Source organism: Pseudomonas sp. C1C7 (assembly GCF_013359595.1).
Classification (GTDB): domain Bacteria; phylum Pseudomonadota; class Gammaproteobacteria; order Pseudomonadales; family Pseudomonadaceae; genus Aquipseudomonas.
The window spans coordinates 208,192-221,648 of record NZ_JABFMP010000005.1; the positions used below are offsets into that span (position 1 = coordinate 208,192).

Consider the following 13,457-nt stretch of genomic DNA (forward strand, 5'->3'; position numbering starts at 1 on the left):
CAAATCAAATGTGGGAGCGGGCAACCCCGCTCCCACAATGGTTTTTGGTGTCTGGACTAACCCCGTTTATCCAGCAGATTCACCACCAACCGATCCACCCATCCCCACACCCGCTGCTTGACCCGCCGCCACAGCGGCCGGCGTCGCCACTCTTCCAGGCTCACTTCCTGGCTCAACCCGAAATCCCGCTCGAAACTCGCAGTCACCGCCCGAGTCAGCCCCGGGTCCAGCGCTTCGAGATTCGCCTCAAGGTTGAACCGCAGGTTCCAGTGATCGAAATTGCACGAGCCGATGCTCACCCAGCCATCGATCAGGACCATCTTCAGGTGCAGGAAACACGGCTGGTACTCGAAGATTTTCACCCCGGCCTTGAGCAGGCGCGGGTAGTAGCGATGTCCGGCGTAGCGCACCGACGGGTGATCGGTGCGCGGCCCGGTCAACAGCAGCCGCACGTCGACACCCCGCGAGGCTGCGCGGCGCAGGGAGCGGCGGACTTTCCAGGTCGGCAGGAAATACGGCGTGGCCAGCCAGATGCGCTGCTGGCCGCTGTTCAATGCACGGATCAGCGATTGCAGGATGTCCCGGTGCTGGCGGGCGTCGGCATAGGCGACCCGGCCCATGCCCTCTCCCATGGACGGCACTCGGGGCAGGCGCGGCAGGCCGAAATGCGAAGCCGGTTTCCAGGCGCGGCGATGGCGGTTGGCGATCCATTGCCGGTCGAACAGCAGTTGCCAGTCGAGCACCAGCGGGCCGGTGATTTCCACCATCACTTCATGCCATTCGCTGACGTCGTCACCCGGTGTCCAGAACTCATCGGTGACGCCCGTGCCGCCGACCACCGCCAGGCTCTGGTCCACCAGCAGCAGCTTGCGGTGGTCGCGATAGAAGTTGCCGACCCAGCGCCGCCAGTTCAGGCGATTGTAGAAGCGCAGCTCGACCCCGGCGGCCGTGAGGCGTTGCCGCAAAGCCAGGGTGAACGCCAGGCTGCCGTAATCATCGAACAGGCAACGCACCCGCACCCCGCGTTCGGCCGCCTGGACCAGCGCCTGCACCATGGCCTCGGCACAGGCCCCCGCCTCCACCAGGTACAGCTCCAGCTCGACCTGTTCCTCGGCGCGGGCGATAGCCACCAGCATGCGCGGAAAGAACTGCGGGCCGTCGATCAGCAGCTCGAAGTGATTGCCTTCACGCCAGGGGAAGATCGGCCCGGCCATGTCAGCGCGCCGTGAAAATCAGCACCGCGCCCACGGGCACGGACAGGCTGATGGCCGACAACCCGACGATCTTGCGCAGGGTTTCCACGCCCGGTGCCAGGTCGAAGTCTTCGACGTTGAGCACCACAGGTTCCAGGGTCACCACCTGAAAGCGCCGGTCATCCAGGCGCGTGGCCAGCAGTTGGGCGTTGTAGGTGTGCTGGCGACCGTGCAGGTCGACGGTCAGGGGCAGGCGCAGTTCCAGCTGCGCACCGGAGGCGAGGTCGTTGATCGGGCGCAGGTCGATTTGCGTGGTGATCAGGGCTTCGGGGTATTTCTCGATCTCGAACAGCTCCTTGCGCATGCGCTCATCGCGCAGTGGCACGCCGCTGTTGATCGATTCAAGCTCGACCTCCACCTGCGCCAGCCCACCGGGATCGACCTTGCCGTGCAATACGAGAAAGCGCTGCACTTCGGACAGGTTGGCGTTTTTGGTGCTGACGAACGACAGCCGCGAGGACTCGCCGTCCAGGTACCAATCGGCCTGGGCCGACAGGCATGCGCCGCTCAACAGCAGGATGGCGAGGGTTTGAGTGACAGACCGCTTGAACATAGAAAACCGTGGGGCAGATAAACCTGTGCTGAACCTTAACCGGCTTGTCACAAGTTGCAAACCTGTAGCAGCTGCCGAACGCAGCCTTCGGCAGCTGCTACAGGTTACGTGTTGATCAGGCCATCGCCTGCTGTACTTCACCGATGGTGGCAGCGAGGCTGTTGAGGTGCAGGCTCAGGACCCGCTCCACCGGCGCCTGGTCCATCGGCCAGTGCAGCGCCATGCTGCCCACCAGGCGGCCATCGGTGCGAATCGGCAAGGCCACCGCGCGGATCAGGAACGGCAGGCGCACCGGGTATTCCCAGTGGCCTTCGGTGCGCTGGCCGAAGCCCTGGTGCAGGGATTGTTCGGTGGCACGGAACAGGGATTCGTCGCTGAGTCGTTCACGGGCCGCCAGGCGCTGCACTTCATCGCTTTGCAACTCACCCAGGCAAGCCCGGCCCATGGCGGAATGGAACAGGCTGGCGTTGTGCCCGACGATCTGGCAGTTGTGCGGATAGCGTTTGCGCAACGCCGAAGGGATCGAACTTTCCATGACCTCGACCCGCTCACCGTCAAAACACGACAGGTCCGTCACCAGCCCGGTGCGCTCGCTCAACTCCAGCAGCAGCGGCGCGGCGCTCTCCACCAGACGCCGCTTGAAGCGCTGCTGACTGTCGCCAAACAGGCACTTGGCACGCAACCGGTATTGCCGGTCGCTCAAGCCGCGATAGACCCAGCCCTGCTCCTGCAAGGTCAGCAACATGCGCGACACCGTGGCCTTGGGCAAGGCGGTCAGGTAATGCAACTGCTCAAGGCCCAGCGCCTGATGCTCGCCAAGCAACTCGACGATCGCCAGGGCGCGCTCCACTGAACGTACGCTGCCGCCTTCTGCCTTGCTGTCCATGGGTTCGACTTCCCTTTGGCCGGAATGGATGGACGATTTATACAGCAAGTTACAGGCCCATCCGGCGCCCTCAAGCCAGTTGCAGACAAGCGGGCGGTCGGCGCTTGACCCATTGCGTCAGCTGCTCATGGGCGTAGGCCAGTTGCAGCACGGCAAAGTCGGCCTGGGCCGGGCCAATGATCTGCAGGCCCATCGGCAGGCCGGCCGGGTTGAATCCCACGGGCACGTTCATGCTCGGCAGGCCGGCCAGGGTCGGGCCGATCACCACCTCCATCCAGCGGTGATAGGTGTCCATGTCACGCCCGCCAACTACGCGCGGCCATGGGGTCTGTGCATCAAAAGGGAACACTTGGGCGGTGGGCAGCAACAGGAAGTCGTAACGTTCGAACAATTCATTCAGTGCCCGGTACCACTCGCTGCGACTGACCGAGGCCTGATAAACGTCCGCCGCACTCAGGCGCATACCGCCTTCAATTTCCCATTGCGCCTCGGGCTTGAGCTGCTGGCGCTTGTGCGGATCGGCGTACAACCCACCGAGGCTGCCCTGCACCAGCCAGTGTCGATGCACCAGCCAGGTCTGCCACAGGCGCTCCATGGAGAAGTCCGGCTGGCAGGCTTCGACCTTGCAGCCCAGCGCCGAAAAGTCCTGCAACGCCGATTCGCACAGGCTCATCACGCCCGGGTCCATCGGCAGGTAGCCGTTGTAATCCCCCAGCCAACCGACCCGCACATCGCTGAAATCCTGGGCCAGCGGCTGCCGGAAAATCTCCGGGCTCTGAGTCAGCGACAACGGCACTCGCGGGTCATAGCCGGCCTGAGTGCCAAGCAATCGGGCGACATCGGTGACGGTGCGGCCCATCGGCCCTTCGGTGGCCAGTTGCTGGACAAACGTCTCCGGCGCCGGTCCGTGGGGCACGCGCCCGAGCGATGGCCGGAAACCGAAGACATTGTTGAACGCCGCCGGATTGCGCAGCGAACCCATCATGTCGCTGCCGTCGGCCACCGGCAGCATGTGCAGGGCCAGCGCCACCGCCGCCCCGCCGCTGCTGCCGCCGGCGACCAGCGTCGGGTCGTAGGCGTTGGTGGTGGTGCCGAATACCCTGTTGTAGGACTGCGAACCGAGGCCGAATTCCGGCACGTTGGTCTTGCCGATGATGATCGCCCCGCTCTCGCGAACCCGCGCCACGCTGATGGCGTCCTGCGCCGGCACCTGCTCGGCGAACAGCGGCGAGCCCATGGTCGTGCGCAAACCGGCGGTGGCCGCCAGGTCCTTGATCGCCTGGGGCATGCCGTGCATCCAGCCGCGGGACTGGCCCTGGTCCAGCTGCCGGTCGCAGGCGTCGGCTTCGGCCAGCAGTTCCTCTTCCGAACGCAGGGACACCAGCGCGTTGACCTGCGGATTGAAGCGTTCGATCTGCGCCAGATAGGCCTGCATCACTTCACGGCACGAAACGTCCCTCGCGTGGATGGCCCGGGACAACGCATCGGCGTCCATTTCAACAATCGGATGGATGCTCAAGATTTCACCTCAAGGTTAAGTGCGACAGATTTCTTTGCGCGATTTGTCTCCTGCATGCAGTAGGTACCCAACAGGGTCAACAGGCAAGTGAACAAAACATAGAAGGACGGTGCCACCGGAGTTTGCAGGACCTTGCTCAGCCAAGTGACGATCAACGGCGCGAAACCGCCGAAGACCATGACCGCGACGTTGTAGGCCACCGAGACCCCAGTGGAACGCACTTCGACGGGAAACTGCTCGGCCAGTGCCGTCGGCGCCGGGCCGAAGAAGCCGCCAATCGCAGTACACAGCAGCAGTTGCATCACCAGCAGGCGCTCGATCGACGGCGCGGCCGCGACCCACACGAACAGCGGATAGACCATCACGAAAAACGCCAGGGTGAAGGCCATCAGCACCGGACGCCGGCCCAGGCGGTCCGACAGCGCGCCGGACAGCGGAATCACCACGGTCATCACCGCCACCGCCAGCATTTGCACCAGCAGCACCTGATCCAGCGGCAGGCCGAGGTTCTTGTGGGCGAAGGTCGGCATGTTCACCAGCACCACGTAGAACGACACGGTCGCGCCACAGGCCAGGCCCATGGACACCAGGATCGCCCGCCGGTGTTCGCGGATCACTTGCAGCAAACCGGGGCCGGCCCCTTTGGCCTGCTTGCGCGCTTCAAGGAATTCTTCCGGCTCTTCCATGTGTTTGCGAATCCACAAGCCCACCGGGCCGATCAGCAGACCGATCACGAACGGAACGCGCCAGCCCCAGCTGTCCAGCGCCTCGGGCGACAGCATATGGGTGAACAACGCCACCATCCCGGCCCCGGAAAACACCGCCAGGCATTGCCCCACCAGTTGCCACGAACCGTACAAACCCTTGCGATGAGCCGGTGCGCTTTCCACCAGAAATGCCGTGGCGCTGGCGTACTCGCCGCCGGTGGCGAAACCCTGGAGCATCCGCGCCACCACGATCAACAGCGGTGCGCCCATGCCGATGGCGGCGTAGTTCGGCGCGAAGGCGATCAGCGCGATGGACACCGTCATCAGGCGGATGATCATCTGCATCGCCGCCTTGCGGCCCTTGCGATCGGAATACATGCCCAACAGGATGCCGCCCACCGGGCGCATGAAAAAACCGACGCCGAAGGTCGCGAGCGCCATCAACAGCGAGGCGTATTCGTCGTCGGACGGGAAAAATTGCTTGGCGATGAGGCTCGCCAGAAAGCCGTAAACGATGAAGTCATACCATTCCAGCGCGTTGCCGATAACGGCGGCGACCACTTGCCGGGTGCGCGAAACACCAGTGCTCGAAGTGTGCATGGGGAACTCTCCAGAAACCTGTTGGGTAATGCCGGGCGCGACATGGCGCGCCCGGTCCGGCGGCAGTAGAAAGAGCGGGAGGGTCAGGCCGGCTTGAGCCAGCTCTCGGTCAGCGCGCCCCAGAACGCGGCGCCGGTCAGGAGGATGTCGTCGTTGAAGTCGTAGGCCGGGTTGTGCACCATCGGCCGCGATACGCCGTTGCCGATGAACAGATAGGCGCCGGGGCAGCGTTGCAGCATCCAGGCGAAATCTTCGCTGCCCATGAGCTTGGCGGTGTTGCCGTCCACGGCGTCTTCGCCCACAAGCTCGACGCCGACCTGACGGGCGAACTCGGTTTCGGCGGCATGGTTGACCAGCACCGGGTAGGCCGGGCGATGTTCGATGGATGAGGCGCAGCCGAAGCTGGCGGCCTGGGATTCGATGATTGCGCGCACGCGTTCGAGAGTCTGCTCGCGCACCTCAGGGGTCAGCGCCCGCAGGCTCAGGCGCAGGATGGCCTGTTGTGGAATGACGTTGGCCGCTTCACCGGCCTGCAGCGCGCCGACCGTGACCACCGCCGCCTGCTGCGCATCGATGTTGCGCGCGACCACGGTTTGCAGGGCCATGACCACGCTCGACGCAGCCACCAGCGGGTCCACCGCCAGATGCGGCATCGAGCCGTGGCCGCCGACGCCTTCGATGGTGACGGTCAGCAGATCCTGCGAGGCCATCATGGGACCTGCGCGAAAGCCCAGGTGCCCTTCAGGCAGGCCCGGCATGTTGTGCATGCCGAACAGCGCATCGCAGGGGAAACGTTCGAGCAGGCCATCGGCGAGCATCGCCTCGGCGCCCCCCTGGCCTTCTTCGGCGGGCTGGAAAATCAGGGTCAGGGTGCCGTCGAACTGACGGGTGGCCGCCAGGTAGCGCGCGGCGCCCAACAGCATGGCGGTGTGGCCGTCATGCCCGCAGGCGTGCATGCAGCCCTTGTGCTGGCTGGTGTAGGAGGCCCCGGTGTTCTCGATGATCGGCAGCGCATCCATGTCGGCGCGGATGCCGAGCTTGCGCGAACTGCTGCCGTTGCGCAGCACGCCGACCACGCCGGTCTTGCCGATGCCGGTGTGGACTTCATAGCCCCATTCTTCAAGCGACCGGGCGACCAGCGCCGAGGTGCGGTTCTCCTCGAAGCCGAGCTCGGGGTGGGCATGGATGTCCTGGCGGGTGGCGTGCAGGTCGCTGGCCACGTCGTTGAGCCAGGCAAGGATGTGCTGATGTCGGGTCATGAAGATTGTCCTCTGGCCGGGTGAATTCCCGTTCTTTTTGTTCGCGGCGATTTCGCGACGCATCAAGGCAGGTCGCGCTCACCGCCAGATAACCGCGAGATGCGAATGAGGACAATCGAATGTGGTTCCACGGTGTGGAACTTGTGAGGCATGACACGCCACAAAAGCCTGTTGCCGCAGATCAGGTAACACCCTGTTCAGGGAGACAGGCGGCAACCCTGGCGCTCACCAATCCACACGGCGCTATTGCTGCGCCCCAGGCCACTGACAGTCACGCGCTTGCTTGCGCTGTCATCGGTAAAACCGCTGAACGGCAACCACTGTTTCACGTAGCCATGGCAGTACTCGGCATCGTTGTTCATCACATACCGGCACGAACAATATTCCTTGGCGGTGTAGGCGCTGATGATGTCGGGAAATGCCCACAACGCGACCCGTTCGTGCCAGATCCAGCCGAGCAGAACCAGCAGCAGGATGAACATCAGCGAACGAATCGGACGACGCAGGAACCCGGTCATGGCTGCACCTTCCCGGCGAATGCCTGGCGCGCCAGTTTGAGCAGTTCGTTGTGCGAATAGCTGCCGTCGCGATCATCGGCGTAGCGGACGATCACCAGGTTTTCACCTGGAATCACGTACATCGCCTGCCCCCAGTGACCCAGCGCGGCGAAGGTATCGGCAGGCGCATCGGGCCACGGCTGGGCCGCTCCATCCGCTGCGCGATTGAGCCACCAATGCCCGCCCGGCACCGCGTCATCCTGATGCGCCCGGTAATGCGCGAAAGGCTCGCGGTTGAACGCGACCCAGTCTTTGGGTAGCAACTGCCGGTCGCCCCAGCGACCGTCGCGGGCCATCAACAGGCCGATGCGCGCCAGGTCGCGAGCGGTGAGGTAGGCATAGGACGAGGCGACGAAAGTGCCCGTGACGTCGGTTTCCCAGACCGCGTGGTGAATGCCCAGCGGCTCGAACAATGCGGTCCATGGATAGTCGGCGTAACGCTGCGCGCCGACGATGGATTTCAAGGCGGCGGACAACAGATTGCTGTCACCGCTGGAATACCGAAACGATTGCCCCGGCGCGGCGTAGCTGTCGTGCGCGGCGGTGAACGCGGCCATGTCCCCATGGCCACGGGTGTAGAGCATGGCCACCACCGAGGATTTCAACGGGGCGTATTCGTAGTCTTCCTGCCAGTCCAGGCCCGAGGCCCAGTGCAGCAGGTCGGCCATGGTCATATCGGGGTGTTTTTTCAGCGGCGGGTAATAGTTGGCCACCGGGTCCTGCAGCTTGAACCGGCCTTCGCCATAGGCCACCCCGAGCACGGTGGCCATCAGGCTCTTGCTGATCGACCAGGTCAGGTGCGGAGTGTCGGCGGTGGTGGCGCCGGCGTAGCGTTCGTAGATCAGTCGGCCGTCGCGGATCACCAGCAGGGCATCGGTGCGGATGCCTTTGCGGGTGGTGTCGTCGCGGGGCGGGAAGGCATATTGCTCAAGCGCTTCGAGCGCCGGGCTGGCGGGGGCCGGGGCGGTTGGCCATTGTTCGGCGCGGGCCGTGAGGCTGAGTAACAGCAGCAATAGGGACAAGCCTTTGGGCATGGTGGAGGCTCATGGGTGATAACCGGGTGAGCCTAGTCGAGTTTGATGACAGTTCCGGGATTAGCGACAGAACATTGTGGCGAGGGGGCCCGTCAAAACGCCGCCAACGCCTTGGCCAACCGCTTGCCCCGCGCCCCCGCCGCCAGATCCATCACCGCCTGATCGCGCTGCCACATCGCTGCCCACTCCGCAGGACCATCGGCCAACGCCTGATTCACCTCGGCCTTGAGCCCATCGAACTGCGCAAACAATCCACCCAACAACACATGCCCCGCCTGATTACCCGGTGGCTGCCGGCTGACTTCGGCGCATCCGGCCAGCAGCGCCAGCAAACGCAACTGCAGGCTTTGCGGCCAATCGCTGTCCTGACCGACGCCATACAGCCACGCGGTCATCGCACTGAGCACATAGATGTCTTCCAGGGTACGGAACGGTTTGACGTACGCATCCCAACCATCCCCCGCCAGCAACTCACAGAGCGCGTTATCCAGAAACAACCGGCCATGGCTGATGTCCGGCATCAACGGAATCGCCGGCAGCTTTTCCACCCGCACACCCGGCTCGTCGGGATAGACCACCGCCAGGCTCAGGCGTGGATCGTCGTCCGCTTGCTCGCTGCGGGCGGCTACCAGCAGCCAGTCGGCGGCATCGCCCGCGGTGACGAAATCCTTGCGTCCACTTAGACGCAAACCGTTGAGCCGGGTTTGCATGTCGGCCGGTCGCAGGCTGCGTTGCTCGGTCGCGCACAAGGCGCCGAGGCTGGCTGGCGCGCTCGGCCAGAGCATGCGCAGCGCCGCCTGATAACCCACCAGAAACGCCAGCCCCGGGGTGGCCATCAGGCGCCCGCCGGCCACCGCCAGTTCAAACGGTGTGACGTTGCCCAACTGCTGCAACAACGCCGCGAAGCCCTCGCCCAGGTCGGGGTCGGCAGGCAGGCGATCGCGGCGATTCAACAGGGTTTGCCAGGGCATAAGAGGCTCCTCGAGGGCTGTCATATAAGCATCACCAAAGCTTAATGGCGATGACACCGGGGCTACATAGCCTGACTTTGCACAACACGGCTGGATAAAGAAAGTCGATCCGCTGTAACCCACAGACGGGTAAGCAGCCCGCACGGAGAATCGCCATGACTCAGATCGCCCGCATCAGCGACACCGGCAACGAACGCCGCCTGCAAGCCGAACGCCTGGTGGGACCGCAGGCGCTGCAGGAAGCCCAGGCTCTGCGCTTCAACGTGTTCAGTGGCGAATTCAACGCCAAACTCAAGGGCGCCGAGCTGGGTCTGGACATGGATGATTACGACGTTCACTGCTTCCACATCGGTGTGCGCGACCTGAACACCGGCCGCCTGGTGGCGACCACCCGCCTGCTCGATCACACCGCCGCCAGCAGCCTGGGCAAGTTCTACAGCGAAGAAGAATTCAGCCTGCACGGCCTGGTCAATCTGCAAGGCCCGATCCTGGAAATCGGCCGCACCTGCGTCGACCCGGCCTACCGCAACGGCGGCACCATCGCCGTGCTCTGGGGCGAACTGGCCGAAGTCCTGAACCAGGGCGGCTACAGCTATCTGATGGGTTGCGCGAGTATCCCGATGCACGACGGCGGCATCCAGGCCCACGCGATCATGCAGCGCCTGCGTGAACGCTACCTGTGCACCGAACACCTGCGCGCCGAGCCGAAAAAGCCACTGCCTGCGCTGGACATCCCTTCCAACGTCATCGCCGAAATGCCGCCGCTGCTCAAGGCCTACATGCGCCTGGGCGCGAAGATCTGCGGCGAGCCGTGCTGGGACGAAGATTTCCAGGTGGCCGACGTGTTCATCCTGCTCAAGCGCGACGAGCTGTGCCCGCGTTACGCCAAGCACTTCAAGGCGGCCGTGTGATGAGTCGGTTGCGCGTGTACGCGCGAATCGCCCGGGTGTTGCTGGTGGTCATGCTCGGCCTGTGCATGGCCAGTGTGTTCGGTGTGTTCGAACGTCTCGGACTGTCCCACTCGATGGCCCGCCGGCAGCGCTGGTCGCGGTTTTTCATGGCGCGCCTGAGCAATGCCCTGCCCTTCGACATCCGCGTGCAAGGCGAACTGCCGAAGACGCCGATGCTGTGGGTCAGCAATCACGTGTCCTGGACCGATATTCCGCTGCTGGGGATGCTCACGCCGCTGTCGTTCCTGTCCAAGGCCGAGGTTCGTACCTGGCCGGTGGCGGGCTGGTTGGCGGCCAAGGCCGGCAGCCTGTTCATCCGTCGCGGTTCGGGTGACAGCCAGTTGATCCGCAAACAGATGACCCGCCATCTGCAACAGGAACATCCCCTGCTGATGTTCCCCGAAGGCACCACCACCGACGGCCGTTCCCTGCGTACCTTCCACGGTCGCCTGCTGTCGGCGGCGATCGATTCCGAGGTGAAGCTGCAGCCGGTGGCGATCCGTTATCTGCGCAACGGCGAGCCCTGCACCCTGGCGCCGTTCATTGGCGACGACGACCTGCTGTCGCACCTGATGCGCCTGTTCGCCAATGATCGCGGTGAAGTAGAAATTCATCTGCTCAAGCCGATCGCCTGCGAAGGCCGGGAGCGCGCTGCGCTGGCGTTCGAAGCGCAGCAGGCGGTGCAGAAGACGTTGTTTGGAACGATCCCGGAAAAACAGCCAGCTCCAATGCGCCCTGCTATCGCGGCATAAACATAAATCCCCTGTGGGAGCGGGCTTGCTCGCGAATGCGGTATGTCAGACAACATTGATGTCGACTGACACGACGCATAACCCATGTAGGAGAGAGGCTTGCCCGCGAAGAGGCCCTTGAAAGCCCCAAAAGCTTCGCGGGCAAGCCTCGCTCCTACAGAGATTGGGTGTCAGCGGTTCCGAGCAAACTCCTGCAACCGCGGATAGAACAACCGGAAATCCTCGCTCAACGGCTCATACAACCCGCGCAACTCCTGCATCGCGAACGCCAGCTCCTCAGGCCGCGTCAGGCGTCGGGAAATCCCTCGCAGCACCTGCTCCAGCACTTCGAACTCCTGATACGAACCCAGCCAGTCATTGGCCACCATGTGCGGCGCAATCCGTGCCAGGCGCTCGGGCAATTGCTGTTGGCTGGACAGCACCCGGTACACGTCCGAGGTGAATTGCTCCAGCGGCCGGTCGGCGTACAGCCGCCAGTCCCGGGCCAGGCAATGGTCGAAAAACACATCGAGGACGATCCCGGCATAACGCCGGCGCGTCAGGGAAAAGCGCGACAGCGAGGCGTCCACCAACGGGTGGCGGTCGGTGAACACGTCGATGCTGCGATGCAGCTGGATGGCCGTTTCGATCTCCGGTTCGAACTGCCCCTGCAGCCGCCCTTTGACGAAATCGCCATACAGACTGCCGAGCAATTGACCGGGGCGCTGGCCTCCGAGGTGAAGATGTGCGAGATAGTTCATGGGCGCAGCTTAGCACTGCGGCCTTGCACTATGACAAGTCGTGTATCGTTATAACCCGATATAGCGAATTACGCAGTCTTCAGATCAAAACCATATTGGCGTATCGCGATGGAGCGATTTATATTTCGCTCCATCGCGATATAACGTTTTACCCATATCGAGCCCCCGACCATGAACCTTGACCTCGACGAAATAATAAAAGCCCTGGCGCATCCAGTACGCAGGGACATCCTGCACTGGCTCAAAGACCCGGACGTCGAATTCCCCGATCAGAGCCACAGCAACGAGCACGGCGTCTGCGCCGGGCAGATCGATCAACGTTGCGAGCTGTCGCAGTCCACCGTGTCCGCACACCTGGCAACCCTGCAACGCGCCGGCCTGATCAGCAGCCGCAAAGTCGGCCAATGGCACTTTTTCAAACGCAACGAGGAAACCATCCAGGAGTTCCTCCGAATCTTCAGCAAAGAGCTCTGACCCTTAACGTCAGCCAGCCAAAAGGAATGCCCCCATGCCCCTCTCGCTACTCATACTGGCCTTGAGCGCCTTCGCCATCGGCACCACCGAGTTCGTCATCATGGGCCTGCTGCCCAATGTGGCGGCCGATCTTGGCGTGTCGATCCCCGGTGCCGGCTGGCTGGTGACCGGTTACGCCCTGGGCGTGGCCATCGGTGCGCCGTTCATGGCGCTGGCCACCGCCCGGCTGCCGCGCAAGGCCGCCCTGGTGGCGTTGATGGGCATCTTCATTGTCGGCAACCTGCTCTGCGCGGTGGCCAGTGACTACAACGTCCTGATGTTCGCCCGAGTGGTGACGGCCCTGTGCCACGGCGCGTTCTTCGGTATCGGTTCGGTGGTGGCTGCAAGCCTGGTGCCGGCCAACAAGCGTGCTTCGGCCGTGGCCCTGATGTTCACCGGCCTGACCCTGGCCAACGTGCTGGGCGTGCCGCTGGGCACCGCGCTCGGTCAGCAGGCCGGCTGGCGTTCGACCTTCTGGGCAGTGACGGTAATCGGCGTGATCGCGCTGATCGGCCTGATTCGTTTCCTCCCGGCCAAGCGCGATGAAGAGAAGATCGACATGCGCGCCGAATTGCGCGCCCTCAAAGGCGCCGGGATCTGGTTGTCCCTGAGCATGACCGTCATGTTCGCCGCGTCGGTGTTCACCCTGTTCACCTACGTCGCGCCGCTGTTGGGCGAAGTCACTGGCGTCTCGCCCCGTGGCGTGACCTGGACCCTGATGCTCATCGGCCTGGGTCTGACCGTCGGCAACATCATCGGCGGCAAGCTGGCCGACAAGGGCCTGGCGGCGACGCTGATCGGCGTCTTCATTGCCATGGCCGTGGTCTCCACCGTGCTGACCTGGACCAGCGTCGCGCTGATCCCGACCGAAATCACACTATTCCTCTGGGCCACCGCCTGTTTCGCCGCCGTGCCTGCCCTGCAGGTCAACGTGGTGACCTACGGCAAGGCCGCGCCGAACCTGGTCTCGACCCTGAACATCGGCGCCTTCAACGTCGGCAACGCCCTGGGCGCCTGGGTCGGCGGCACCGTCATCGCCCACGGCTTCGGCCTGACCAGCGTGCCCCTGGCGGCTGCGGTCCTGGCGGTACTCGCCCTGGTCCTGACCCTGATCACTTTCCGTCAGAGCGGTAATCCCGAACTGGCTCCTGCTACCAACTGAT

Annotated in this window: 14 protein-coding genes; 4 read left to right on the forward strand and 10 right to left on the reverse strand. The window is 63.9% G+C overall.

Annotated elements, in window-relative coordinates; genetic code table 11:
• Positions 1 to 56: 56 nt before the first annotated feature.
• From HNO86_RS06775 to HNO86_RS06815, 9 genes are all read right to left on the reverse strand, one after another.
• Positions 57 to 1,214 (reverse strand): phosphatidylserine/phosphatidylglycerophosphate/cardiolipin synthase family protein, encoded by a 1,158-nt coding sequence (locus HNO86_RS06775; RefSeq protein ID WP_175376238.1) that lies wholly within the window; start codon positions 1,212 to 1,214, stop codon positions 57 to 59.
• A gap of 1 nt (position 1,215) precedes the next feature.
• Positions 1,216 to 1,806, reverse strand: coding sequence for a YceI family protein (locus tag HNO86_RS06780; protein ID WP_175376239.1), 591 nt, complete (start codon positions 1,804 to 1,806; stop codon positions 1,216 to 1,218).
• 115 nt (positions 1,807 to 1,921) lie between these two features.
• Positions 1,922 to 2,692, reverse strand: coding sequence for an IclR family transcriptional regulator (locus HNO86_RS06785; RefSeq protein WP_175376240.1), 771 nt, complete (start codon positions 2,690 to 2,692; stop codon positions 1,922 to 1,924).
• Between the two features lie 70 nt (positions 2,693 to 2,762).
• Positions 2,763 to 4,205, reverse strand: a complete 1,443-nt coding sequence (locus HNO86_RS06790) for an amidase (protein ID WP_175376271.1) — start codon at positions 4,203 to 4,205, stop codon at positions 2,763 to 2,765.
• A gap of 2 nt (positions 4,206 to 4,207) precedes the next feature.
• Positions 4,208 to 5,518, reverse strand: a complete 1,311-nt coding sequence (locus HNO86_RS06795; RefSeq protein WP_175376241.1) for a citrate-proton symporter — start codon at positions 5,516 to 5,518, stop codon at positions 4,208 to 4,210.
• 83 nt (positions 5,519 to 5,601) lie between these two features.
• A complete protein-coding gene (locus HNO86_RS06800) occupies positions 5,602 to 6,777 on the reverse strand; it encodes a M20 aminoacylase family protein (protein WP_175376242.1) in 1,176 nt (391 codons plus the stop codon).
• A 197-nt stretch (positions 6,778 to 6,974) separates the two neighbouring features.
• Positions 6,975 to 7,295: an amidase gene (locus HNO86_RS06805; protein WP_175376243.1), complete on the reverse strand. Its 321-nt coding sequence runs from the start codon at positions 7,293 to 7,295 to the stop codon at positions 6,975 to 6,977.
• A complete protein-coding gene (locus HNO86_RS06810; RefSeq protein WP_175376244.1) occupies positions 7,292 to 8,368 on the reverse strand; it encodes a serine hydrolase in 1,077 nt (358 codons plus the stop codon). Before HNO86_RS06810 ends, HNO86_RS06805 begins: the two co-directional genes overlap by 4 nt.
• 92 nt (positions 8,369 to 8,460) lie before the next feature.
• Positions 8,461 to 9,339, reverse strand: a complete 879-nt coding sequence (locus HNO86_RS06815) for an acyl-CoA dehydrogenase family protein (protein ID WP_175376245.1) — start codon at positions 9,337 to 9,339, stop codon at positions 8,461 to 8,463.
• 155 nt (positions 9,340 to 9,494) lie between these two features.
• On the opposite strand from HNO86_RS06815, the gene olsB reads away from it, so the two are divergent.
• Both olsB and HNO86_RS06825 read left to right on the forward strand, forming a co-directional pair.
• A complete protein-coding gene (gene olsB / locus HNO86_RS06820) occupies positions 9,495 to 10,250 on the forward strand; it encodes an L-ornithine N(alpha)-acyltransferase (protein ID WP_175376246.1) in 756 nt (251 codons plus the stop codon).
• Positions 10,250 to 11,041 carry a lysophospholipid acyltransferase family protein gene (locus HNO86_RS06825; protein ID WP_175376247.1) on the forward strand — a complete coding sequence of 264 codons (792 nt, stop codon included), beginning with the start codon at positions 10,250 to 10,252 and terminating at the stop codon, positions 11,039 to 11,041. Before olsB ends, HNO86_RS06825 begins: the two co-directional genes overlap by 1 nt.
• A 170-nt stretch (positions 11,042 to 11,211) precedes the next feature.
• On the opposite strand, the gene HNO86_RS06830 is transcribed toward HNO86_RS06825, so the two are convergent.
• The gene (locus tag HNO86_RS06830; RefSeq protein ID WP_175376248.1) at positions 11,212 to 11,781 is read right to left on the reverse strand and encodes an ACP phosphodiesterase; all 570 of its coding nucleotides are present in this window, start codon (positions 11,779 to 11,781) and stop codon (positions 11,212 to 11,214) included.
• 171 nt (positions 11,782 to 11,952) lie between these two features.
• Here HNO86_RS06830 and HNO86_RS06835 point away from each other — a divergent pair, with 171 nt between their 5' ends.
• Complete coding sequence (locus HNO86_RS06835) at positions 11,953 to 12,255, forward strand: helix-turn-helix transcriptional regulator (RefSeq protein ID WP_175376249.1); 303 nt, start codon at positions 11,953 to 11,955, stop codon at positions 12,253 to 12,255.
• A 34-nt stretch (positions 12,256 to 12,289) separates the two neighbouring features.
• Complete coding sequence (locus tag HNO86_RS06840) at positions 12,290 to 13,456, forward strand: MFS transporter (protein ID WP_175376250.1); 1,167 nt, start codon at positions 12,290 to 12,292, stop codon at positions 13,454 to 13,456.
• The last annotated feature ends 1 nt before the right edge of the window (position 13,457 follow it).

Excerpts from the sequence above, each read along its gene's own strand:
- HNO86_RS06775 (WP_175376238.1), bottom strand. The coding sequence starts at position 1,214 with ATGGCCGGGCCGATCTTCCCCTGGCGTGAAGGCAATCACTTCGAGCTG.
- HNO86_RS06780 (WP_175376239.1), bottom strand. The coding sequence starts at position 1,806 with ATGTTCAAGCGGTCTGTCACTCAAACCCTCGCCATCCTGCTGTTGAGC.
- HNO86_RS06785 (WP_175376240.1), bottom strand. The coding sequence starts at position 2,692 with ATGGACAGCAAGGCAGAAGGCGGCAGCGTACGTTCAGTGGAGCGCGCC.
- HNO86_RS06795 (WP_175376241.1), bottom strand. The coding sequence starts at position 5,518 with ATGCACACTTCGAGCACTGGTGTTTCGCGCACCCGGCAAGTGGTCGCC.
- HNO86_RS06800 (WP_175376242.1), bottom strand. The coding sequence starts at position 6,777 with ATGACCCGACATCAGCACATCCTTGCCTGGCTCAACGACGTGGCCAGC.
- HNO86_RS06805 (WP_175376243.1), bottom strand. The coding sequence starts at position 7,295 with ATGACCGGGTTCCTGCGTCGTCCGATTCGTTCGCTGATGTTCATCCTG.
- HNO86_RS06810 (WP_175376244.1), bottom strand. The coding sequence starts at position 8,368 with ATGCCCAAAGGCTTGTCCCTATTGCTGCTGTTACTCAGCCTCACGGCC.
- HNO86_RS06815 (WP_175376245.1), bottom strand. The coding sequence starts at position 9,339 with ATGCCCTGGCAAACCCTGTTGAATCGCCGCGATCGCCTGCCTGCCGAC.
- olsB (WP_175376246.1), top strand. The coding sequence starts at position 9,495 with ATGACTCAGATCGCCCGCATCAGCGACACCGGCAACGAACGCCGCCTG.
- HNO86_RS06825 (WP_175376247.1), top strand. The coding sequence starts at position 10,250 with ATGAGTCGGTTGCGCGTGTACGCGCGAATCGCCCGGGTGTTGCTGGTG.
- HNO86_RS06830 (WP_175376248.1), bottom strand. The coding sequence starts at position 11,781 with ATGAACTATCTCGCACATCTTCACCTCGGAGGCCAGCGCCCCGGTCAA.
- HNO86_RS06835 (WP_175376249.1), top strand. The coding sequence starts at position 11,953 with ATGAACCTTGACCTCGACGAAATAATAAAAGCCCTGGCGCATCCAGTA.
- HNO86_RS06840 (WP_175376250.1), top strand. The coding sequence starts at position 12,290 with ATGCCCCTCTCGCTACTCATACTGGCCTTGAGCGCCTTCGCCATCGGC.